This is a genomic window from Nostoc sp. UIC 10607, from assembly GCF_047228265.1.
GTDB classification, from domain to species: Bacteria; Cyanobacteriota; Cyanobacteriia; order Cyanobacteriales; family Nostocaceae; genus Nostoc; species Nostoc foliaceum_A.
In genome coordinates, this window is record NZ_JBIQNW010000078.1 from 1 (window position 1) to 23,105 (window position 23,105).

17 protein-coding genes and 1 pseudogene are annotated in these 23,105 nt (G+C 42.5%); 2 read left to right on the forward strand and 16 right to left on the reverse strand.

Translation table 11 applies throughout. The features are described 5' to 3' along the window. A pseudogene (locus tag ACEYW6_RS31980) lies at nucleotides 1–382 on the reverse strand (hypothetical protein); the annotation flags it as partial. Nucleotides 383–963: 581 nt separating this feature from the next. On the opposite strand from ACEYW6_RS31980, the gene mobF reads away from it, so the two are divergent. After that, a complete protein-coding gene (gene mobF, locus ACEYW6_RS31985) occupies nucleotides 964–7,215 on the forward strand; it encodes a MobF family relaxase (RefSeq protein ID WP_412982952.1) in 6,252 nt (2,083 codons plus the stop codon). Between the two features lie 43 nt (nucleotides 7,216–7,258). Here mobF and ACEYW6_RS31990 read toward each other — a convergent pair whose 3' ends face one another. The 15 genes from ACEYW6_RS31990 to ACEYW6_RS32060 form a co-directional block, all read right to left on the reverse strand. Further along, a complete protein-coding gene (locus tag ACEYW6_RS31990; RefSeq protein ID WP_412982953.1) occupies nucleotides 7,259–8,308 on the reverse strand; it encodes a hypothetical protein in 1,050 nt (349 codons plus the stop codon). Then, the gene (locus tag ACEYW6_RS31995) at nucleotides 8,301–8,717 is read right to left on the reverse strand and encodes a hypothetical protein (RefSeq protein WP_292824606.1); all 417 of its coding nucleotides are present in this window, start codon (nucleotides 8,715–8,717) and stop codon (nucleotides 8,301–8,303) included. Before ACEYW6_RS31995 ends, ACEYW6_RS31990 begins: the two co-directional genes overlap by 8 nt. A 298-nt stretch (nucleotides 8,718–9,015) precedes the next feature. Then, complete coding sequence (locus ACEYW6_RS32000) at nucleotides 9,016–10,779, reverse strand: type IV secretory system conjugative DNA transfer family protein (protein WP_412982954.1); 1,764 nt, start codon at nucleotides 10,777–10,779, stop codon at nucleotides 9,016–9,018. Further along, the gene (locus ACEYW6_RS32005; protein WP_412982955.1) at nucleotides 10,776–11,969 is read right to left on the reverse strand and encodes a hypothetical protein; all 1,194 of its coding nucleotides are present in this window, start codon (nucleotides 11,967–11,969) and stop codon (nucleotides 10,776–10,778) included. Before ACEYW6_RS32005 ends, ACEYW6_RS32000 begins: the two co-directional genes overlap by 4 nt. Further along, nucleotides 11,959–12,291, reverse strand: coding sequence for a hypothetical protein (locus ACEYW6_RS32010; protein WP_412982956.1), 333 nt, complete (start codon nucleotides 12,289–12,291; stop codon nucleotides 11,959–11,961). Before ACEYW6_RS32010 ends, ACEYW6_RS32005 begins: the two co-directional genes overlap by 11 nt. A 73-nt stretch (nucleotides 12,292–12,364) precedes the next feature. Continuing rightward, nucleotides 12,365–13,231: a hypothetical protein gene (locus ACEYW6_RS32015; protein ID WP_412982957.1), complete on the reverse strand. Its 867-nt coding sequence runs from the start codon at nucleotides 13,229–13,231 to the stop codon at nucleotides 12,365–12,367. A gap of 31 nt (nucleotides 13,232–13,262) precedes the next feature. Then, a complete protein-coding gene (locus ACEYW6_RS32020) occupies nucleotides 13,263–14,693 on the reverse strand; it encodes a hypothetical protein (RefSeq protein ID WP_412982958.1) in 1,431 nt (476 codons plus the stop codon). Then, nucleotides 14,690–15,409 carry a hypothetical protein gene (locus ACEYW6_RS32025; RefSeq protein ID WP_412982959.1) on the reverse strand — a complete coding sequence of 240 codons (720 nt, stop codon included), beginning with the start codon at nucleotides 15,407–15,409 and terminating at the stop codon, nucleotides 14,690–14,692. The genes ACEYW6_RS32020 and ACEYW6_RS32025 overlap by 4 nt, the downstream gene beginning before the upstream one ends. Further along, nucleotides 15,406–16,464, reverse strand: coding sequence for a hypothetical protein (locus tag ACEYW6_RS32030; protein ID WP_412982960.1), 1,059 nt, complete (start codon nucleotides 16,462–16,464; stop codon nucleotides 15,406–15,408). Before ACEYW6_RS32030 ends, ACEYW6_RS32025 begins: the two co-directional genes overlap by 4 nt. Nucleotides 16,465–16,494: 30 nt before the next feature. Beyond that, entirely contained in the window at nucleotides 16,495–17,187 is a 693-nt protein-coding gene (locus ACEYW6_RS32035; RefSeq protein ID WP_412982961.1) for a hypothetical protein, read from the reverse strand. Then, nucleotides 17,165–17,707 (reverse strand): hypothetical protein, encoded by a 543-nt coding sequence (locus ACEYW6_RS32040; RefSeq protein WP_412982962.1) that lies wholly within the window; start codon nucleotides 17,705–17,707, stop codon nucleotides 17,165–17,167. Before ACEYW6_RS32040 ends, ACEYW6_RS32035 begins: the two co-directional genes overlap by 23 nt. Beyond that, a complete protein-coding gene (locus tag ACEYW6_RS32045) occupies nucleotides 17,704–20,442 on the reverse strand; it encodes an AAA family ATPase (RefSeq protein WP_412982963.1) in 2,739 nt (912 codons plus the stop codon). The genes ACEYW6_RS32040 and ACEYW6_RS32045 overlap by 4 nt, the downstream gene beginning before the upstream one ends. Continuing rightward, nucleotides 20,436–20,774: a hypothetical protein gene (locus ACEYW6_RS32050; protein ID WP_412982964.1), complete on the reverse strand. Its 339-nt coding sequence runs from the start codon at nucleotides 20,772–20,774 to the stop codon at nucleotides 20,436–20,438. Before ACEYW6_RS32050 ends, ACEYW6_RS32045 begins: the two co-directional genes overlap by 7 nt. 2 nt (nucleotides 20,775–20,776) lie before the next feature. Further along, the gene (locus ACEYW6_RS32055; protein WP_412982965.1) at nucleotides 20,777–21,235 is read right to left on the reverse strand and encodes a hypothetical protein; all 459 of its coding nucleotides are present in this window, start codon (nucleotides 21,233–21,235) and stop codon (nucleotides 20,777–20,779) included. 78 nt (nucleotides 21,236–21,313) lie between these two features. Beyond that, entirely contained in the window at nucleotides 21,314–21,625 is a 312-nt protein-coding gene (locus ACEYW6_RS32060) for a hypothetical protein (RefSeq protein WP_292720564.1), read from the reverse strand. Nucleotides 21,626–22,138: 513 nt separating this feature from the next. On the opposite strand from ACEYW6_RS32060, the gene ACEYW6_RS32065 reads away from it, so the two are divergent. Then, nucleotides 22,139–22,543 carry a hypothetical protein gene (locus tag ACEYW6_RS32065; RefSeq protein ID WP_412982966.1) on the forward strand — a complete coding sequence of 135 codons (405 nt, stop codon included), beginning with the start codon at nucleotides 22,139–22,141 and terminating at the stop codon, nucleotides 22,541–22,543. Nucleotides 22,544–23,105: the final 562 nt, after the last annotated feature.

The following is a 23,105-nucleotide window of genomic DNA, read 5'->3' on the forward strand; positions in this document are numbered from 1 at the left end:
ACTTGAGTTCTAAAAAATTGATTCGCGCTTCAAAATACTTTTGGGCCAAAAACCCAACCGCATAATACTCTCCGTTGTACTCTATCCAAGCCTCATTTTCTGGATTCGGCCGATTAATTTGCCCAGACTCATATAAAGAGAGCGAGTCTCTAGAAATCTTAACTAACTCTGGCTCCATACACAGCAATTCTGGTTTAAAAGACATCTTCTCCAGAACACGATAAACCATCTTCGTCATTGAAGTTCCTGGATCAAGACTCAACATTAAATCCACAAGAAATTTTCTCCCTGTTTTTGACCCTTTATCAAGAATTATTCCTAAAAGGCTAAAGCGCATATACCGTAATGATTTCAGCTTTTGTAAATAAAAATTATGAATCATTACAATTGCACTTTTATTTCACTAATTTGTGCGTTTTCTGGCAAATCGCCTAAGTTTCCAATCCTCACCAATCCTCACTAATTCTCATCAATTTATCCCAATTTATCCCAATATCCCACTCCACAAATTCAAATTCATCGCTGATGTTATTACATATTAAACATTATCTAATAAGCAATTATCATTAGCTTAATAAAACCCAATAGTTCCCGGAAGTTCCCGGAACTTCTCGGAAGTCACCCGATTTATCCCCATATTTTCCTACTAATTTTAAACATGCTTTAGAGGGCACAAGCCTTGGAATCCATCTTTTTGTGACGCACAATACGCCATATTTGGCGGAAAGTTTTCCGAATAATAGGCTATATTTAATATCATCAGAGTTAGAAAATAAAAAAATTGTTGTCGTCAAAGTTTTACCAAAATTTCTTCACTCGGCATCGAACAAAATTTTGTTTGATGTTGGTGATGAACAATGACCGCAACAGTGATTGGAATAGTGATTATTTAGCCATCAGAGGAAATACACAGAGTTTCTTGGGGATATGTAGCTCTCAACTTATAAATGGAGTTGAGATGAAATGCTAACAGCAGCTAACGTTTCCTCAGAGATGGCGGTGAAGTACTTCGTCAAAAACTACTACCACCACGGCAAGTCGCGCTGGAGTGGACTAGGTGCTGAGAAACTTGGGTTATCAGGGGCAATCGATGATGAAGAAGCTTTTAAAAATGTAATCGAAGGGTTATCGCCTGATGGCAGTGAGCAACTTAATGCCAGGGTGTTAAAACCCAAAGAACGCAGGGCAGCACTAGACTGTACATTCTCTGCGCCCAAGAGTGTGAGCCTAATGGCGTTGGTCGGTGGGGATTCAAGATTAATCGCCGCGCACCATCAAGCATCAAAGGAAGTGATCGGGCTGATGGAAAGGCGTTATGCCATAACGAGGGTGACACAAAACAACGGTAGGCACAGGGTAAACACGGGTAACTTGGTGGTCGCGCAGTTTGACCACATCGAGAGTCGGGATTTAGATCCACATCTGCACACCCACTGCTTAGTCATGAATACGACGCAAGCTAATGATGGTCAGTGGATGAGTTTGGTGAATAGTGAGATATTTGCTAACAAGAAATTCCTGGGGATGGCATACCAGAGCTATCTAGCGGCAGAAGTCCAGAAACTAGGGTATGAGGTAGAACTCAGAAAACATGGACAATTTGAGATTAAAGGTTTTAAAGAACAAGATTTAGAGGCGTTCTCAAAACGGCGGCAGCAAATCATTGCCAAAGTTGGGGTTAACTCGACTTGGGCAGAGCGTGAGAAAATCTGGGATAGTACTCGGCAGCGCAAGCAAAAGATTTCAGAGCAGGAGTTAAAAGCATTCTGGAAGTCAGAAGCTGCGGCACTGGGCATCAGTTTCATCAAGCCTTCTGAGCCAAATAGTCAAGTAGTACAAAATTCAGTTTCAAAGCAAGGTCTTGAAGATGCGTTGGCAGAGGCGATTGCGCGAAGCGCAGTGCTGGAAGCAATCGCTCATTGTAGCGAAAGGAATGTTGCCTTTAAGCTTGAAGATTTAGAAAAGTTTATCCTTTCTGAAAGACTTTTCACTGATGTAAATGCACTTGAGCCATTAATCAAGGAGCATCAAGAGTTAATCGTTCTGCCGGGAATGGAAAGACAATATACAACATGGACGGCAGTAAAAAGAGAACTAGCGACGATTGAGTTGATGCAGTCAAGAATTGGGGCAGTTAATCCGATACTGCAAACACTTGTAGCTTCAAGCCTTTTAGAGAAAACCTCACTAAACTTTGGGCAGCAGCAGGCAGTTAGTCTAGCTGCAACGACAACAGACCAATTCATTGCGTGGCAAGGGGTAGCTGGTGCTGGTAAGACTTTCGCCCTCAAGGAATTAAACGCGATCGCACTAGCCCAAGGCTATACAATCAAAGCTTTTGCCCCTTCATCAATGGCGGCTAAAGTGTTAAGTGAGGAGCTAGGTATACAAGGCGAGACTGTAGCCAGTTTATTGGTGTCTGAGCCAGCACCCCGACTTGAATTAAATCAGATTTGGATTGTGGATGAGGCAGGTTTACTTAGTGCCAAAGATGCTCATGCCCTATTAGAAAGAGCGACACTTCTTGGAGCAAGACTATTACTAGTTGGCGATACCAAGCAATTATCGGCTGTCGAAGCTGGAAGCCCATTCAAATCCTTGCAACAAGCTGGCATCAAGACCGCGCACTTAAACCAATCAAATAGGCAGCGTAACCCGGATCTCAAGATTGCAGTAGACCTAATTGCAGACGGGAGAGTAGAAGCGGGATTTAAGCAACTATCGGCAATAGGCAGTATTCAGGAAGTATCACCCGATACTACAAGAGAGATAATTGCTGCTGACTATATAGGATTAGCGAAAGAGCAACGAGCGCGAACATTGATACTTGCTGGCACAAATGTAGAGAAGTTGGCACTTACCCAAGCAATTCGAGGCAAGCTAAAGCAGGAGGGGAGTTTAGGGGCAACTGCAAACATTACCCAGTTGCAAGCTCTAAACTTGACCAAAGTGCAGCTGCGCTATACCCATAACTTTGAACTAGGTAATGTCGTAATGCCAACGCGCAACTACAAACGCCGGGGTTTAGAAAAAGGTAAGCTGTATGAAGTCGTGGGCAAGAACATCGACCGATTAATTTTGAAAGCAGACGATGGAAAGCAGTTAGAAGTAGATCCCAATTTTGACAAAGCTGTTTACCAACGTGATGAAATTGAGATTGCCGTAGGCGATCGCTTGCAATGGAAGAAAAATGACCGACAGTTACAAAGGCGAAATGGACAAGAGTTTATAGTCACGGCGATTGAGGGAGATTCCGCCCAAATTCAGTATTTAGATAGCAATCGAACTGAAACTATTAACCTTAAACAGGCGCAAAACCTGGACTATGCCCTTGTCAGCACAATCTATAGTAGCCAAGGTAAAACCACTGACCTAGCCTTGATTGCGGCAGATCACACCATTGGGCAAGAAAGTTTTTATGTGGCGATTAGTCGAGCTAGGCATAACGTCAAACTTTATACTAAAGACAAATCAGAATTGCTGGAACTGGCGCAAGAGTCTAAAGCCAAAGATAACGCCTTAGAATTGCTGATGAATTCCTTAAAAGTGGAACGAATTCAGGCGAAAACTGCCTCGGTCAGTCCAAGAGCTAATGAGCCGATAGTAAAACTTGAAGTTGCAATAGCAGAGCCTGTACTGAAAGCTCAACCGCTAACCACAGAGCAAGTTTCCTTACCAGTATTAAAGGAAGAAACACCAATAGTTGTAAAGGAAAATTCAGATCAAAAGCCTGTAGTCAAACTTAAAAAGAAAGAATTATTACCAACCGAGAAACAACCTCCTGCTTTTGAAAAACCAGTATTAAAGACTGCTGCCCCAACAGAAGCATTTTGGATACCTCAAAAGCAAGAAGAAGTACCTAATTTTATTGAATCAAAGCACTGGCAAGAGTTTGAATCAAGTGCCATTCACCCAGAAATTGCAGCGCTAAACTTTGAAAGCCTTCAGTTCAACTATGCAGGTGGTGAGCATGAGGCTTGGGAAAGGCTGATGGTTAGTGAAAAACTTAATCGTACAAATACGGGGCGACTTAGTGAAGGGTTAATCAAAGCCTATTCTCACCTTGATGCTGGTGGTTGGTGGTGTGATGCTGGAGTTGATGCGCGTTCATTTGCTGATTTAACACCAGGTGATAAACCTGCAATTAAAAGATGGGGATGTTACAAGCCGAACACACCTAGACCCAAAAAAGATGAGGAGAACCAGATAATTGAAGGGAAATTCATTAAATATGAGCATCCCCCAAAGGTTGAATTAAGTATATTCTTGCTCAATGTCTCTGAAGATATTGCCGAACGCATTTACTCCAAACATAAAGTTAACCCCACCCAGCAGGAGCGCAAATCGGGATTTTGGTACTGTGTATGGAAATATAATTTACCGTGTGCGATCGCAGAGGGAGCCAAAAAAGCGGCCAGCCTGTTGAGTCAGGGTCACGCTACCATTGGGCTACCTGGAATTTCAGCAGGATATCGCTCTCCAAAAGACGAGTTTGGCAAAAAAATCGGTAAGTCCTATCTTCATGAAGAGTTAGCCGTTTTCGCCACACAAGGGAGAATTTTCAAGTTCTGCTTTGACTACGAAACCAAGCCCGAAACTAAGCTCCATATCGAACGAGATATTTCCGTAACTGGAAGATTGTTACAAGAAGCTAGAGCAAGAGTAAAAGTCATCAACTTGCCAGGCCCAGACAAAGGTGTTGATGATTTCATCTTCGCAAATGGGCCACTCCCTTACGAGAAATTGAGTCATCTTGCTCCAACCTTTCGGGACTGGCAACAGCAGAATCAGCATTCAAAGACTGCGGCTTTTCCACCTTTGCGTAAGCCGATACCAGAACAACGTTCTATACAACTTGAGGAAACAGGCAATAGGGAACGGGTAACAGGGAATGACAAATTGGATCTCTTACCAACACACAGGGAAGAGGAAATAGAAAAAACTGTTGCCTGTTCCCCATTGCCTGTTCCCTATCTTTTACAAAATAAACCACAGGTACAAACCCATGACTTTAACCAACGACAACAACCTAACTCAGATACAGTTCCTAACCGAGAAGATAGAGCAATTGACCCAAAAAATCGAGCAGTTACAAACCAACAGCCAGCAATTGACCCAGAAAATCGAGTTCTTAGAAACGAGCCAAGCCGAGAACCTAATCGAAATGAGCGCGAATCAGTCGAACTTCTTGCAGCAATTAACCGAGATGCTGAACTCGAAAAAGTCTTCGAGCATGGAGACGATATTGCAGGAATTAACCAAAGCTCTACAGATGATGGGCTTCGAGGTCAACGAACAGAGAAACTCTCAAGACAAATTAACGGACAAGATTCAACAATTTTTAATAGAGAAGCAAATTATGTCCATTCTTCACAACCAGCCACCAGACAACTCTTAAATACAATCTCTGATTATATTGAGCAATCAGCTGTCGAGTCTGCTTTAACCCAAACAATATTAGGATTGACAGAGCAACTTTCTCAGTCTCATCAACAACTTCTTGCATCTAAGACTACATTCAGTGACTTTGAAACAGTATTGACGGCTGAGTTACAATCTCATGCAGAGAAGAAAGCCATTCTGTCAATCTCTGATTATATTGAGCAATCAGCTGTCGAGTCTGCTTTAACCCAAACAATATTAGGATTAACAGAGCAACTTTTTCAATCTCATCAACAACTTCTTGCATCTAAGACTACATTCAGTGACTTTGAAACAGCCTTGACTCAAGAGTTACAATCTCATGCAGAGAAGAAAGCCATTCTGTCAATCTCTGATTATATTGAGCAATCAGCTATCGAGTCTGCTTTAACCCAAACAATATTAGGCTTAACAGAGCAACTTTCTCGATCTCATCAACAACTTCTTGCATCTAAGACTACATTCAGTGACTTTGAAACAGCCTTGACTCAAGAGTTACAATCTCATGCAGAGAAGAAAGCCATTCTGTCAATCTCTGATTATATTGAGCAATCAGCTATCGAGTCTGCTTTAACCCAAACAATATTAGGCTTAACAGAGCAACTTTCTCGATCTCATCAACAACTTCTTGCATCTAAGACTACATTCAGTGACTTTGAAACAGCCTTGACTCAAGAGTTACAATCTCATGCAGAGAAGAAAGCCATTCTGTCAATCTCTGATTATATTGAGCAATCAGCTGTCGAGTCTGCTTTAAACCAAGCAGTATTAGGATTGACAGAGCAACTTTCTCAGTCTCATCAACAACTTCTTGCATCTAAGACTACATTCAGTGACTTTGAAACAGCCTTGACTCAAGAGTTACAATCCCATGCAGAGAAGAAAGCCATTCTGTCAATCTCTGATTATATTGAGCAATCAGCTATCGAGTCTGCTTTAACCCAAACAATATTAGGCTTAACAGAGCAACTTTCTCGATCTCATCAACAACTTCTTGCATCTAAGACTACATTCAGTGACTTTGAAACAGCCTTGACTCAAGAGTTACAATCACATGCAGAGAAGAAAGCCATTCTGTCAATCTCTGATTATATTGAGCAATCAGCTATCGAGTCTGCTTTAACCCAAACAATATTAGGCTTAACAGAGCAACTTTCTCGATCTCATCAACAACTTCTTGCATCTAAGACTACATTCAGTGACTTTGAAACAGCCTTGACTCAAGAGTTACAATCACATGCAGAGAAGAAAGCCATTCTGTCAATCTCTGATTATATTGAGCAATCAGCTATCGAGTCTGCTTTAACCCAAACAATATTAGGCTTAACAGAGCAACTTTCTCGATCTCATCAGCAGTTAGTTGAAGCTCAAACTGTATTTAATGACTTTGATGAAGCGGTTACGGCTGAGTTGCAATCTCATGCAGAGAAGAGAGCTATTTTATCCACCTCTAACTCTGTTGAACAATCAGCTACTGAATCAACCTTAGCTAAAACATTACTAGCAGAATTAAAGTTGCATCTCAAACAGATGATTCAGGGTTTAGATCTTAAAAGATTGGCAGAAGTAGTTATGGAAGTAGGAAAATATGTCAAAGGTGAAAAGGTAACAGGAGCAAAAGTCAGTGAGTTATTTACGAGTGTTACAACTGATGCAAAAGTGTTGAATTTTGAGGAGAAAATGAACATCGTTAGGCAACTGATTAGAGATGACAAACCATCGATTCTGAAGAGATTGAAAATAAACCCTCAACAATCAGATGATAACGGGGAGCAAATCCGGTTTCGGCGCTAACTTATCAGTTATCAGTTATCAGTTATCAGATATTTCCATTAACTCATTCAGTACTTTTAAAACTCTTGGAACCATCAGGGTTATCTTTGCCCAAGATATTCAGCAGTGCTTTAACACTTTGCTCGATAGCTTGACCTTTAACATCATCAACAGCAACTCGTAGTTCAGTTCGAGTATTGTCAATAGCTGACTTAACACCCATAAGGCTTTGCTCAACAGTGTTTTTAACACCATCTGCTTGTGTACGTAACTCTTGAGTTAAGTTACCAACTTGTTGATTGAGTTCATTTCTTACACTGCCAGTCTGATATTTCACTTCATCCTTGAAGCTAGTAATTTGTTCATTAATTTGAGATTTGAGTAAAGCAATTTCGTTTCTGAGCTTGGTAACTTCAGGTGTTAGCGCATCTTTAACCCGCTCAAAAACATTCTTAGCAGTTTGTTTTACCTTGTTCTCAACCGTACCTACCCAATTTTGAAGAACCGTATTTTGAACTTGTGGTAAAGAACGTTCATTCACCTGGGACAACACTTTTTGGGTATTTTCAATCAACTGCTGTTGTTTCTCCAAAGATTTACCCATTTCGGCAACTTGGTCAATTAACTTTGACAGCGATTCGGGCGTTTGTTGCGTCTCTTTGATACTGTCAACAAGCTTTTGCTGTGCTTGAAGTTTACTTTGTAAAACTTTCACTTGTTTTTGCAAAGCTTCTACACTGTAAATTCGCTCCTTCGTTACAACTTTATTTGGCTGTGACGGGGGAGCTAAACCTAATAAATCATTGGTTATCCGTCCATTTTGAACGCGAAAAACTTCAGATTTACCAATCTTTATCGAGATAGTACCTTGAGAATTTTTGGGGTCAGTTATCGCTAGGTTAATATTCTCTAGTTGTTCGGAAGTCAATAAATTTTTAGATGGTGATTGTCCGACAAGTCCTTTATATACCTGCTTTCCACCAGCATAAATACTTATATCGTTGCTAGTCGGTATTTCTTTTGATTTTGCTTTTTGCTGAATATTTTTAAGTAGGGCTTCTAGAATATCCAAGTAGTCACGTTTAATTTCTTTGGCATCTCCATCATCAATCATGATTTGATTCCTTTAGTAAAACTTGAATTAACTCCGAAGGATTGACAGTTACTTTGGGGAGAATTATTCCGCCCAAATGATTGATTATTACCCTTCCTTCAATTTCGATATAAGCAAACTTGCCATCAATGATTACTTGGACAGTTGAGGTATTAATTTCTGGATTAGCAGGTGTATAGTCAGTGAGAACCCCGTCTAAAATACACAAGCTAGCCTTTTCGCCCGCATCGCTATAAATTTCAACATATTGAGGAACATAATTAATCCCAAAAGGCTCATCGTCCCAAGCATCGACAACATTTACAATCTCACATGGATATTTATCTGCTAAAGCTGCTATCTGAGGTGGAAGTTTTGCAATTTCTCGTCTGTCATAATCATTAAGTGAGTAAAAATCGCGTGACGACATGGTATTTATCCTGAATATTTGTGATGACCATTTAATGAAATTCAAAATTCAAAATTCTCTTAGGAAGAATAAGAATAATTTTGAATTAATTAATTCGCTTGGTTCTTGCCCCCACTGAATAAAATTAAGTGGTCTACAATCAGTGGTGGGTTCAAGCCCCCACTGATAGCGCCGGCGGCAAGCGAGTCCACGTTCGCGCAGCGTCTCGTAGAGAGCGTCTTGTCTTTAATTTTGAATTAATAATTTTGAATTTTGAATTCCCCGAAGGGGTTGACTATTAAGGGCAGGAAATTTCACTTTAAATCAGACTTGCATATTCTGATAACTGCTCTTGGTTTTCTATTAAAGGTAACAATTTTATCGCGGAGGCTCGGCGAATTTTCATTTCTTCATCTGCTGGAGTTAAGAGAGTAGACTCTTTAGATAAAAACTTTTGAAACTCGTACCAAGCTTTTACACTGTCAGCTTCAGATTGGATTTCATGCTGAGGAATCTTAATTGATTGCAAGATTGGCAAACTTATCTGTCCACGAGAACGAAAACCTGGACTAATAATTACTGCTTTTCCTGATGGTAAGGTGTTAAATTGATTGACATCAAATAACTTGCGAGTACTGTTTTGGTCAGAATTAGAAATGCTTGCACCACCCTTGCCTCCTGATGAGCGAGAACGTTGCTTGTATTTAATTTCCTCTTCACCTAAAAACTTACTAAATCGTTCGGCGGCGACATCATCTTGGGGGTTAAAGAATGCTTTGGTAGCACAACCACCAAATATTGCATTAGTTGTGTTTTCACCATAGGATTCAATCAGCATTGAGAGATTTTGTAATCCCAGTATTGATACCAATCCATCTTCCCGATTCTGATTCAGCCAATCAACGAGCGCGGGTAAATAAAGGGTGGGCAACTCGTCAATCCCTAAAACAATTGGACAAGTACGTTTGTTAGCTACATTCCGACTAACTAATAAATGCAGAATCGAGACAAGCAAAGGGGCAATTACATCACGCTTTTCTTTGTTCATCCCGAAAATCACCATCTGCCGTCCCTTCAAATCCAGTGGAATATTAGTTTTTCCACAGAATGCTGCTAAGGCAGAGGGAACCATAAAACGGCTGAACAATCCGCTAGCTGTACCCACAATACTAGCTGCTGTTTCTGGCGACCCTGCAACAGATACAAACTGTGCGAAAGCCTCTCTAACCATGAAGTTTAGATTTTCTGCTTGCTCAATGCGCTTAACTAACTTTGGCAAACCCAGGATTGCTTGGCACATCATGATATCTGGATACTCTGTGCCCTTTGCCAGCATAAAGACGGCTTGGACTAACTGATCGCCAGCGTTAGTAAAGAAGCTATTTCCAGAATCTTTATCACCGAGTTGGAAATTGCGATTGAGTGTAATCGCAAGCTGCCGTGCCATTTCTGAGTCTTCATTACTGCGAAGAAAGTCTATAGGGTTGGCAACTGCTGAAGAAGCAAAGCCTGGGGCAAGCACAGTAACCTGATAACCGCGTTCTATCGCATACCCTGCAAGTATTGGAGCTTGCCCTTTAGATGGAGAATCAGCTGATTCCTGGGAGGCATATTTGAAATCATATAAAGCCAGAGGTAAGCCCTGATCAATTACAGAGCGAATCAGGGGATTAATCATTGAAAATGACTTTCCACTCCCTGGGCCACCACAAACTAGGATGCCTCGCTGTGCCTCTGGAAAATAAAGGGTTGTTGAATCTTCAGGGATGCAAGTTCTACGGACACCATTAATAACCTCGCTCGTTGTATTCTTGGGAGTTCCCACATACAGTGATACTCGGTTATGCAAGCGTTGCTGGATTTGTTTACACGCCAATTTCCGAGCCGCTGTTTTCTCTCTTGTCCCGCCCCACCGCGCTGTCGCTAGCTTGGCAATACCTCCCCTACTATCGATGATTTTGGCGATTACAATCACTGCGCCACAAGCGAGTACCCCTAAACCTGCGGGGGATAACAGAGCCGATTCAATACCTGGGGGAATAAATTGATTTGGGCTAACAATAGTGTTTGCGGTTTTGGTCATCGTCCAGTGCCCACGATAACCAAATCATTCTCACTCACGGGCAACCAGGGAACTGGCCCAATGAAGTAAGGGGTACAAGTTTTTTGCTGGAATGGCGGTCGCGCACAGATCCTAAAGAACAAGCCAAAGTCGGCAGTCCCAAGGGATTCATTAACTCCAGTTAACGCCACTTTGAACCCACTACCATACACTAGTCGCCCTGTGGGTTCCTTGCCCCCATTAACGGCGGCTAGAATTCCATAACCACCCTTGACTTGTTGGGATGAACCAGATGCCCAACGCTTACCATACAAGCCTCCTTGTTCGCCAGCAAAATCCCCCATTTCTAAGTATGAGCATTCCTTGTCAGGAGGACAGGCGACCTCTTCAGTGCGGTCGCCTCTGACAACGCTGCCAGACACAAAGTAATCATTCCCAGCCCTTGCATCGCCTTTTTCAGCCGTACCAAGTACAACCGACGCGATACCCACAACGTCTATCCCAGAGCTAATAGGCTGAGGCATTTTATCAAAGGGCACTTGACTTAATTTAGGAATTTGATTGACATAAGCTTGCTGCCATGATTTGAATTTCCCTAATTGAGTTTTGTCCAACCCAGGAATTGAATCAAGCGAATATTTGCTTAGGTCTATCTTATCTAGTGTCAGGTTTGCGGCTTGAGGATTTGAGGCTATGGCTTGAGAAATAGTGCTGCTACCCAGTCCAGCACCATTCCTAGAAAATAGAGCCGCTAATGGGGAAACTTCTGATAGGCTCAAATTGCTTAATTCAGGCATTGCTTTAACTAATGTTTTTGGCGTTTGCCATTGCATTAATTCAAAGTCTTTGAGGGTGGGTTTGGTGGTTGTGGCTGTAGTGGGCAAAGCCACCGTGCCAATGGCCTTTAAGCTCAAGGCAGACATCTTAAAGGCATCATCTGCATCGCCCAACATCACAACAGAATCTACTTTTTGCCCTGCTGTCCACGAACGCGAGGGATCGTATCCAAAAACTGAAATCAGGTTTTTAGGGATTGTTAAAAATCCTGGCTGTTGAACGGGTGGCAAAGTATCCCATGTGATTTTCGACCAGTCGGGGGCAGCCGTCTTGTACAAGCCTTGTGAATAATCAATTGTTGGTGTCTGTGCGACTGAGGCGGAAAGCGGAACTAGAGAAGCTATTGCAGCCAGTAGAAAAGGCTTAAGTTTCATGATTTTTGTTAAAGTAATCGGGACATTGTTCTTGATTGGAGCCGCGTGGATGTACCGTGCATATTAGGATTTCTTGGTCGTATTGTCGCCCATGAAAATAGGCACAACTCTCGCATCCACTTTTGTCTTGCTGTAGCTCTACGTTTCCTGTTGGTGCTAACAGCTTTTTGGATTTTCTGTACTGGTTTATTTGCAATACAGTTAACGTTGCAAAGGGCACGGGTAACAGCAATTTTAAGTAGGTTGTTGCAGGACCAAGCTTTGTCTGACCCACAGCCAAAAGAGTAGTCAAAAGCAGCAAATAGCCGATTGGTGGAAACATCCATAACTCACCTTCGCACCTACACGAATCCAGAAAATCGCCTAATTCTTGGCGAATATATTTAGAAAATTGTTCACAACCGCCCCCATTCAAGTAATTGATCAAAAGTAGTTTTATCGACCTGAGAAAGTGAAATTGCCTCATCTCTTGTCTTGCCACGCCGTAATAGTTTGATAGCATCTTGCACCTTGTTCCAGGTGGTAGATCCGGGTTTAACTTGACCTTTGCGCCCAGCTTCTGCTAGCCCAAAAGCGAGAGCATTAGCATCGTTCCTCTGAATTGCACCGCTTAGTGTAGTCCCAGGATTGGGGCGTAAAACGGCAACAGATTGAGGCGGCGGAACTACTATGTTTTGTTGTGGTGGTGGAGAGGGCTGCTGGACTACTGGCGGCGTTGGTTGCGGCTTTTCAACTGTTAAGGGAAGTGGCGTTCGCGGACGGGTAATGGGCAATGGGCGATCCGAGTCAGATTTAATCACCAAGCTCGTGTAAGCTGGGTTGCCACTAGCGGGGACTATCTTAAATTGATATTGCTTTTCATTAGTAAGCACTGTAATTTGAGTACTTCCATTACTGCTAGAAGTAACAGGAAAGTTAATCGGGTCAATCTGACGAAGAAAGATTACAGTCGCTTTACCTCCCGCGCAGTCAGAATCACCGCTCTGTTTTGGGCATAAACCACCATTTGATGTAAATGCGAAGCGACTTGGATCTCCAATCCAAACTTGCTTGATAGTTTCCCCAGTAGACATTAAATTAATAGTTAATCCGTAGCCCCTCCACACCTTTAATTCAATAGCGTTAGAGTTTGCATCATTCTCGTAAACCGTTCGGGCAGGTATCGCCGTTGCTTTTGCCGCGCTAGTTAAGATTAAAAATGCTGCAAGAATAGTGGTTTCCTTTAACATTTTTCCATTTTTACTCTCATGTTTAAAAATCATGAGTTTTTCCTGTTCCCTGTTAAGAGTTCCCTCATAACGATATTGTTTGATTAACGAATATTTGAACTGACTTACCAGCATCGATCACAAACACTTCTTCTCTACCGCTTAACTGTTGAGAGCGGGCGACATTTGAGCTTTTGATATTGTCGAGAATGCTATTAAATGCACCCTCTCCAAAAGCTGCGGATAAATCTTTTTTATCGTTGGTAGTTGAGCTAGTCGAGAAGCCATTAGAGTTCGTACTAATTTGAGTTACAGGGCGATTCTGTACTTCGGCAGCCTTGGCAACGCCAGAGACGATCGCAGAAATGAAATTGTTACCCAGATTGCTACCTTTGCGAGACTCTGCTTTTAAGAAACCACCATCCTTGGCCATTATCAAAACAGCATTTGGTGGTAGCGGTTTCTCTTGGGTATCGCCATTGGAGTTCACTAATACTGAAACGCCGCGCAGTTTGGCAAGACCAGAACCATTGGACTCTGCTAGTTGAACAACCAGATAAGCGCCCACAGGTAGCGATGTGCTACCATCTGAGGCTTTTAAGGGTTTTGTTAGTTTCACCAAGTAGTTCTGGTTGCCAGCGTCACCAGTACCCCAAGCAATCGGCGTTTCTAGCCTACCCTCTGCGGTGCTGCCAACGAGTACGCGAAGAGCGTTGTAATTAATGCTAGTGTTCTGGGCGACTTGTGTAGCTCCTCCCGTACCTCCTTCAATTCCAGTAGTCTTGGTAGGTGACTCGCCAAGTGACTCATCGCCTGAACTCCTGAAACTGCCAGCGTTTGCAGCGAGAAGCCATTGCTGAGTGGGGTCTTTGGTGGGGGCGTTGGTTGCAGCCGTTGGGAACGCCAAAGGAGATTGTCTGATCGGCTGGGCAATTTTGGGCTGGGGCTGGGGTCGAGGCTGGGGAATAGATACTCTAGCCTGGGGGAAAGTGAAGGGCGCTGTCGGCTGACTGGCGACTGGGTAAGAACGTTGTCGGCGCTGCACTGGTTGCATCGGAGGGGTAACGGGTGCGATTGGGGCTGGGGCTAAGGTTGCGCTTGGCGTTGGCGTTGGGCTAGGCAAGCGATCGCGAATCTGCTTTAACTCGTAATTTTGGCTAGTCAGAGCAAGCGCTGTTTTATCCTTACCTGTCTCATTTTCCGCCTCTGCTAGGGGCGTTTGCTCTTCTAGGGTTGGCTGCACTTTATTACTGGAAAACTTCAGCACATTCATTGAATTACCGATTAAAGCCCCAATGATTATTACAAAGAGAGAGCAAATCAGGGCAACAACGCCCATTTTTAAGAGTGGAGACTGTGAGACTGTTCGAGTGGTAACGATTTCCTCTGGTGCGGGGTTCTGTTCTGGTTGAATTGAATCATTAATCGAAGAGGTTTTAGCCCCGTTCATGGCGGCAAAATCTTGCGACTCTATCTCAATAGTTGCTGACGCTAAGGGTTCCTGATTTTGGATCATAGGTCTAAATCTTGGATTTTATAAATTTCCAGCCCAGCTTTCCGAACGCGAGAAGCGGTTTCTTGAACCTGGGATGCAAATCTAGGAATGGCAGCCGTATCAATCGCCCTGACGAATACAGTTTTGTTAAAAGAGATGGGCTTACCAACTAAATTACTGCCTTGGAAAACGACAATCTCTGCAACCATATCTACTTTCCATTGCCCATCCTTAATCCGAGTCGGCTGACTGATTAGGCTGACTTTTAGAATTGATTGCGTAGACCCATTAAAGACATCGGGCGGCGTAAGATTACTTATCTCCTCAAGGAATGGTGCGCGAAAATCTTCTGATAGAGCAAAGCCGGAAGCCCATGTGCTAGTAGTAATCTTGGCTTTTGATGTTGCTACCCCAGCATCTAATTTTAATTGTTTGGTGGGGTCTATCTTGTAATCATCGGTTGGCTTTGGTAGAGCATTCCAACTCAAGAGCTTGGTCATTGTCTGCCCGACAAAATACGTAATAGCTTGGGGCGATCGCTCCAAGCTGCCTATAGGAATAACTCTAATAGATTCGCCGTCAGACAATTCTACCAAGGTCGAAGCTTTCGTTTTAGAAATTGTGCCTATCCGAGCAAAATTGACAATTTCTATGAATAATAAAAGGGTTAATAAAACCGCATTGACTATTAAGAAAATTGGGGTGAAATTTAGCTCTTTTCTCTCTAATAAATTCATCTCCTTAACCCCACCGAGAATTTAACCCCACTAGTGAAAGCTGAAAATACAGCCATTCCGCCACCAGTACCTATGGCTACCGCGAGTAATGGCGAGAAAATGGCTTGCAGTAGTTGCAATAGCAAAGGATTGTTGGAAGGCTTGGAGACTATCGCGCTGGCAATAATACCTACAGTTATCGAGTACGAAATGAGAACCAGTGTTAGCCCTAACCAGCCAGCCAACCAAGCATAAATAGGCTTGCTTTGGAAAGGCAGTAAAGATAGAACTAGGAAAATTGGGGCAGCGAATGCAATCATTAAGAATGACAGTTGGACGATGTATTGAAAAGCTGCTGATAGTCCACTGAGAATTACGTAAACAAAACCTTGGATTGCGCTATTGATTAGTTCGCCACTAAGGTCTAAAGGGTTCCAACTTCCGACTCCAGAACCCGCGCCAGTCTTTTCTCTAGCTTTCTGTGCGTCTTTTCGTGCATTTTCCACAGCATCTTTAATGCAAGCTTGTTTCTCGCTCAATTCTTCACCTTCCTGCTTTTTTTCTCTTTTCTTCTCGCAATTAGCTATAGCTAATTGTGCGGCTAAAACAAAGCTTTGATCAGCATTAACATTCCGTATCGCATCTCTCAGGTTTACTCCATTTCTCGTAATACTTAAAATACTCCTATTTAGCCCAGTTGAAACGTTTCTCAAAGCGACTGTTGCATTGGCGAGAAGGAACCCATTATTACTAAGCATTGCAATTACTAGCAAGGGTAAAACCATCTCAGAGATAAAATCAAAGCCAAACCCTTCTTCTGCATACTTCCTGTACCAGCCAAATGATGCAAAGCCAATCATCACAACAGCCGCGAGGGTAGAAACAGCGACGACAGCCGTATAAATTGGGCTTGTTCCAGATGCTAATTCTAGCCAATCATTCTCAAACGATTTATAGATTAGGTCTGCGCCTGAGATAGCGCCTTCGACTATTTCGCCTGAATTCGTAGTGCCCGTATCTTCTCCAGCTTTTTGCCCTGTCGTTTGGGCAAAAAGAATAACTAAGAACGTTATCATTTGAGTTATCGTAACGTTATTGTGACTCGATTATTGATTCTTCCAGAATGAATCGTTAGCGGCAGCAGATTGGATTATCTGGCGAGTAGCGGCGTTAGATTCCTGATCCTTCGCCGCAGCTTGCTCATCTAGCCTGCTTGAAATATCGGCAAGGTTAATATTTGCAACAGCCAAGGAACGGGATTGCTTTTGTGCCTCTGAGTGGATAGACTTGGCAATCACAACATTTTGCAAGTTTTGAATAGCGACCTTTTTAAGAATGTCTTGGGTAATAATATCCTGTTGGGCGGCGGCAGCATTTTCGCTTGATTGAGCAGTGGCATCATTAGTTATTGCTGCCTCTTGCGATTGCACTCGTTGACCCTCAACTCCTAGTACTGATTCTGACTGACCGCGTGTATATTGCTGGTTCCAATCCTTGATAGCATTGTCGGCTTGAATGCGAGGGTCTAATATCAGCAACGCGCCTTCTTGTTTCTGAATCACTTTCTCGATATTCTTGCCAGCTTTTAGGGGATCAGGAATACCCAAATCGCCAACGCTAGATTCAATTGCCTGGGTTAATTCAGCTTCTAATTTGCCCAAACTTTTAGTAAATTCTTTCTGATAATTACTAATGTAAGTCTGCAAGCTGCTATAGATTTGTTGAAATTGAGTTAAGAAAGATTGGTTTTGATTGGTTTGAGCGTTGGCTGGAAGGCTAGAAAAGGATATCAAAATCACTACGCCTGAGATCACGATCAATCGGTTGGTATTCAAGATACAAGTCCTCCAGGGCTACTACGAAAGGTTTTTTAGTACAGTCAGATTTTACGGTCGCTTGTTTTTTTGCTAAATCAAAAGAAGCGGCTCGAACTATTAATGTTTTAGGCGACTCTTCTTTATTCAACAAACTGGTAAAGAAAGGATCGTCAAAGGGCAAAGCATTAGGCGGAAGGGTAGAAGCAGGGGAGCGAAGAAGCATAACATAAGCACCTGGGCTGGCGGATTCAGAGCTAATCCACGGCTGCCTTAGTTCACGTAAGCGCTTATTCTGATACTTCAATGCTCTTAGACTAGGACTGCGCTTGACGGCATCTTCGCCTAATTCTATATCGACACCGCAATTTATCTTTGAATCGCTAATAAATTTTGCGTATTGAGCTTGGTTGTATTGCCAAACCTGAAAGCTTACTATTGACGAAACACCCGCGAGTATTGCCAGCAATAGCTTCGTATGAATGAGTAATGATAGAACCTTCATAATGGTTTTCCCTGTTTGATGCACTCGACATAATATTTAGAAAATTCTGCCACCCAGGTGAACTTGTCGCTGTGAATTTTCTTAAATTTATCTCGCGTAGCTTGTTCTTCTCTGCTATTGGCAACCAATGCCAACAGTGGATACGAGGGATAATATCTGCAACGAACATATTTGTTGTTGTAGTCCAACAGCCACAAAGTGTATAGCTGTTGAATATTTGGGATAAAACTCTCGTTTTTATCAATAATTTCTCTAGGGATGCCCAGCAACTCAGAGAAACTATTAGCCGCTCCTGGAACAATCCGCCCAATCAACCGCAAGGGCATATTTTGTAATATTTGTTCTCCTGCTGAGGATTTGGCAATAGAAATGATATCTTGTGCTGCCAGAAAAACTCGGCAGCCTTGCTTTCGAGCCGTAGCGCATTTACGACCCGCAAGCCGCGATAATGCGGAAAATCCCAGCAATACGCTAGCCTCATCCATAAAAAATACACTATTGGGCGAAGAGAGGGATTGACGGGATGCGGCGATATATGCTGACATCCCAAATACCTCTGCGTCCTTTCCTGATTGCAGATTAGTGAGGGCAAAGGTAATCAACTGGCTATCGGCTTGAAAAGTTGAAGGCTTGCAGATAGCGCTACCAATACTACTTGCTTGCCAATACTGTAATCGCAAGCGAATATAATTTAACGCTTTTTCTACGTTGTCATCCTGATAGCCTAACGAAATCCACTCAGGAGAAAAGAATTTCTCCATATCTACCAATGTCGGTGTATTCGCCCACTCTGGGGTGTTTATCCCGGCTTTTTGCGCTAATTCAAATCGCTCTTGGATTTCGGCATCTTCATAAAAGGCTTTTGTACCCAACGGAATCACAGACTCAATAGTTTGGGCTAGCAACCCATCAAACTTTTGTGTACCTAAAACTAGTTGAAGAACGATTAAATTAATATCATTTCTGTGGGCTTTTGTCCTCTCCTCCCACTGTGACTCAGGAATATTTGATAAGTCTAAAGGCTGCACAAGGTTGTTTGATTCCTTAGAGATGTCAAAATAAAACCCATTAAAGTAGGGCGTGAAATCTCCAAAGGTTCCTGAACCATCATCATTTGGTAAGTCAATCATTAATACTGACATTCCCAACGCCAAGCATTGATAAATAATAGAGGCAATTATTACCGATTTCCCACTCCCGGTAGTGCCGATTACCATCATGTTTTTCGGCTTTGATAGGTCAATGTGAACCGAGGATTGACCTTCGTCAGCAACTAATTCAAAACCTTGTTTATCGCCGTGCGCTGTTTGAATGACTGGCGTTAAACCAATTACTTCACTGGCAAAGAAAGTGGCACGTCTGTTGAAAGGAAAAGTCAGCTGCGGTCGCTGTCTCAACAGCAAAGTGTCAAGCCAGATTGACCATGTATATTGCATTTCCCTAATCAACTCAGCCGGCTGATTGATATACCCTGAAATCAGCCTGCAAGCGTCGTCGATTTCGGAAGGAGAATTGCGATAAACAAGGATTATGACAGCTACATTTTCCGGGACATCACCCGTGTAAAGCTGCTTCTGAGCATCGACTGACCGCTCCGTATTAATTTGCGCTCCTACGTCAATAGTCTTTTTGCTGGCGCTAGCGGAGGCATTTATTGACCGCCTCGTAATCAATTGTTGAGTAAGCCTAATCATTTTTTGATCGGCTGGGCTAATCTCTGTTATTATCTCGACATCATAAATAACCTCGCGTGAGAATACGTCCCATAAAAAGCGTACTTGCTGATAGGTTGAAGCAAATACCTCTGGTTTTTGGGCAAGCGTCATTACGCCGATATACTTCTTTTTGTCACCACATTGATTCGGCAAGCATACCCAGCGCCTATCAGCGTGAGGTATGCCGTTATTCAGAAGTACGGATGTAGCGTGTAATTGATCGTTATACCGCGATGGGTTGGGCGCGGCTTCGTTAATCTCTTCCCTTAATTCACCAGTATCATAAACCAAGGTATGGGGCACTTTTACAGCCTTCGCACCCATTCTATCAACTAGGTCGCCCCACAATTGCTTGTCTGATTTTGGCGAGGGGAACAAGCCCATCTCAGATAGTATTTGTTGATGGCGCAAAGAGACAATTATCGCTTTTTCAAGAACTTGAATTAAGTTTTGAAGAGTGAGTTCGGTCGCTCCTGTTGGGGTGAATTTGCGCTGTAAAAAGTTTGCCAGCTTAACTATCGCTCTATCTACCGCGTCACCTCCTTCGGTTCCTCCTGGGCGGACAGTGAAAGTTGTGTAAATACTGAGCTTGATATCCTTGCGCTGATGGTTACGTGTGAGTTCCTGCATTCGGGCAACTTGCCCCCAATCAAGAAACTCACTCTCAGGAGATACAGGGCTAGCTAGCCTCTGGCGATAGCTTTCAATCACTTTGTCTTCATCGCAAAACGAAGACCAACGAAAGGTGAATTTCTCACCCTCGGAGAACTCTTTACAGCCGTTCTCGAAAGCCTTGGCCATCGCCTCTAGTCTCTCTGATGAATTAAACAGTGGGTGAAAGCCAGTGCATTCATATCCGAATACTAATTGCAGGGTGTTGTTAGTGTCGCTTACTTGTTTTTTACTCAACAAGTAAGCTCCAATTTGATAGTTACCCTTTTTTAGTTTTACTAAAGTTGCTAAGTCTAAAAAGTCTTCAAAGGGTACTATTTTTTGATTACGAATACTGCTTTTTACCATAGCTTAGGCATTTTCTTGTGACCCGCCCTTTTTTTGTTTTGGGGCGAAGTATATCTGATATAGCCGCGTGTGAAAGTTGGAACGCTTGGGAACACTCTTGACCAGAACAAGTAAGGACGCTTGCCAGATAAAACTATCACCGTGGCACTCAACCAAACCCCAGCCAGCAGTCCCCAAACTATTCCCGCCCCAAACATAATCGCTATGATGAAGCCCACGCCAAACATAAATAAGGCGACTGCAAACTGAAAGCCAGTAAAAATCCCTATTGTTGCATTTTGACCAAGTGACTGATTCACCCGTTTGATGGGCGATTTATTAGACTCGCTCATCACTAGCAAGCGGCTGTAACGCCGTTAAATAATATGCTTTGAGCAATCCAAAGCACCAGGATTATGAAAAACACGCCTACGGGCTGTTGAACCATCTGCGTTACTTCCTGCCCCTCTCCTATCCCGTTGGCAACCTTAAGCCCAGAAGCCACAAAGTATACAAACAAAAGCACTGTGATGGTTGCATTTATAACTGCCGGAAGTGCTTGAATCGCAGCCGCGCCGCCAGCCGCACCACCAGCCGCACCACCACCAATACCGCCAGCGCCGCCGAACATACAAGTCATTGCCACCTGGGCCGAATCGAACAAGCCCCACCCATAAGAGGGCATTGACTGCATGACAATGATTGTCGCCGTACCTGCCGCGTAAATGTGATGCTGATACTTGCGTCCAATCGCCGCGAGTGTCTTAGCAAGAACTTGAGATTGTGTTCTTCGCACAGAATTATTAGATGTCAAGGCAATTACTCCTTTTTTCGTTGTTCTAGGAAAAATCTAAAAATCACCTTATTATCGAAGTTGGAAGTAACAAAAAATCTACTTCCAACTTCCCACTTCTGACTTGTTTAATGCTCGTTGTTGAAATTCAATTTCTATGTCAGCTAAAGTATGTTCCCTAGCTAGTGAGCGAATTTCCTGAAGTACTGTAATGTGACACTCGTATAATTTTGCATAGCCATCTAGACCACCTGTTTTTTTGTTGGTGAACTTCTTGAACTCTGGCAAGTACTTCCGAGCTATGTTCAAATATGCTTGTAGTTGTCTTGCAGAAACCTTTGGCTTTAACATCGCCGCAACTTCTGGTCTTGTTAGTTCTTCATTTTGCCAGGTAAACCTCCCTATCCCCATGACTCTGAGAACTTCTTGGAACTTCTAACTATACATAAAATACCCGCCTTTTTTGTGGCGGGGGAGTGTCATTTTTAAAAATATTAGCGGTCACAAAAAACTGGTTAAAGATAAGAATTGAGCGCTTTTCCTTCCCGTTCCCACTTTTCATCTAAAAGACGACAAGCTACGCGAACAACATTCTGAGGATTCCGTTTATGTTCTCCTGGCATATTCCAGTTCCGGGTAGTGTATTCACTTTCGTACCCCAAAACCAGGGCAAGCTCTCAATAACTTAATTTCCACTTCTTCTTAAACTCTATTGGGTGCATAGTATTTATCTGATACTTGCATAAGGAACTTATTTAATATTTATAACATAATTAATTAGTCAAATCTTTATAATTTAGTATCAAAGGATAAATAATTTTATTATATTTATTTATCTTAATATCTTGATAAAAGATATTAGCTATTATCGGATTTATCCCATTTATCTATAATAAAGATATTCTCTTTTAAACAATCAAATTTATGTCCAACATGGATCCTAATTTTCAGCAACTCTTTCAACCCAAAAGTCAAGTTAATGAAGATAACGAAAATCCCACGCTATTACTCAATCGCCTAACTCCCACTGATGACCAAATCAAAGACTGGCTACAGTCACCACAAATCAAACAGTGGCTTACAAAACTACTAATGGGCATACCAAATAATCTCAAGGTAGAAGCGATAAATACCATCATCAAAAATGTTATACAAAACCCAGACAAAGACTCTCGAGTACAATTTGGTAGTTCAACTATTGGAGTCGATGTTTTACGGTGGCAAATTTGGGCATCCTATAAATTACCTTACGCCAGTGGAATCAAAACTCCTGATTGCCCCTACACTTTGAAAAAACATTTGGATGTTTCCGACCAACTTCCCGGATGACATAATTCTGTATTTTCGTTAATTTCCCACACAATACCCGATCTATTCTTGCCAAAAGCACCATGCTTAACTGCGAACTGTGGATTGCTTCCACTATCTCACAAACAGCAATGACAAAGAAATAGATAAAAATACGAAAATAATCCGTACTTCCGTCTCTTGATTTTTACTCATCGTTATGTTTTGGCATGGTGATACCATTTGCAATGCAACAGGCGATATCTACGATAACCTGCACTAACGCCTACGGCGGACTGGTACGTTATTGCTTGACTGCCATTAACTTAGCAGATGAATAAACCTTGTATTGAAGCTAAATTTGATGACGTTAACAGAAACATTTCTTCACATCTATTTTAGGCTCTAGCCCATGAACAGCTTTCATCGCCCAAGGAGATTCTTTAGAGTTCGTAAGCCAATTGGATTTTCGATTTGAGACGATGAGTTAGCTTTAGAGCTACCCTTGTAGAAGAACAGAATCTCTTAACTACTCTTTGACTCATGATCAGGCTCCTTCAAGTCGAAAAATTCCCGATTCTGATGTTGCCGGAAATCGAGGCGT

Excerpts from the sequence above, each read along its gene's own strand:
- ACEYW6_RS32000 (WP_412982954.1), bottom strand. The coding sequence starts at position 10,779 with ATGACCAAAACCGCAAACACTATTGTTAGCCCAAATCAATTTATTCCC.
- ACEYW6_RS32025 (WP_412982959.1), bottom strand. The coding sequence starts at position 15,409 with ATGAATTTATTAGAGAGAAAAGAGCTAAATTTCACCCCAATTTTCTTA.
- ACEYW6_RS32005 (WP_412982955.1), bottom strand. The coding sequence starts at position 11,969 with ATGAAACTTAAGCCTTTTCTACTGGCTGCAATAGCTTCTCTAGTTCCG.
- ACEYW6_RS32020 (WP_412982958.1), bottom strand. The coding sequence starts at position 14,693 with ATGATCCAAAATCAGGAACCCTTAGCGTCAGCAACTATTGAGATAGAG.
- ACEYW6_RS32030 (WP_412982960.1), bottom strand. The coding sequence starts at position 16,464 with ATGATAACGTTCTTAGTTATTCTTTTTGCCCAAACGACAGGGCAAAAA.
- ACEYW6_RS32065 (WP_412982966.1), top strand. The coding sequence starts at position 22,139 with ATGTCCAACATGGATCCTAATTTTCAGCAACTCTTTCAACCCAAAAGT.
- ACEYW6_RS32015 (WP_412982957.1), bottom strand. The coding sequence starts at position 13,231 with ATGATTTTTAAACATGAGAGTAAAAATGGAAAAATGTTAAAGGAAACC.
- mobF (WP_412982952.1), top strand. The coding sequence starts at position 964 with ATGCTAACAGCAGCTAACGTTTCCTCAGAGATGGCGGTGAAGTACTTC.
- ACEYW6_RS32040 (WP_412982962.1), bottom strand. The coding sequence starts at position 17,707 with ATGAAGGTTCTATCATTACTCATTCATACGAAGCTATTGCTGGCAATA.
- ACEYW6_RS31995 (WP_292824606.1), bottom strand. The coding sequence starts at position 8,717 with ATGTCGTCACGCGATTTTTACTCACTTAATGATTATGACAGACGAGAA.
- ACEYW6_RS31990 (WP_412982953.1), bottom strand. The coding sequence starts at position 8,308 with ATGATTGATGATGGAGATGCCAAAGAAATTAAACGTGACTACTTGGAT.
- ACEYW6_RS32045 (WP_412982963.1), bottom strand. The coding sequence starts at position 20,442 with ATGGTAAAAAGCAGTATTCGTAATCAAAAAATAGTACCCTTTGAAGAC.
- ACEYW6_RS32060 (WP_292720564.1), bottom strand. The coding sequence starts at position 21,625 with ATGGGGATAGGGAGGTTTACCTGGCAAAATGAAGAACTAACAAGACCA.
- ACEYW6_RS32010 (WP_412982956.1), bottom strand. The coding sequence starts at position 12,291 with ATGTTTCCACCAATCGGCTATTTGCTGCTTTTGACTACTCTTTTGGCT.
- ACEYW6_RS32050 (WP_412982964.1), bottom strand. The coding sequence starts at position 20,774 with ATGAGCGAGTCTAATAAATCGCCCATCAAACGGGTGAATCAGTCACTT.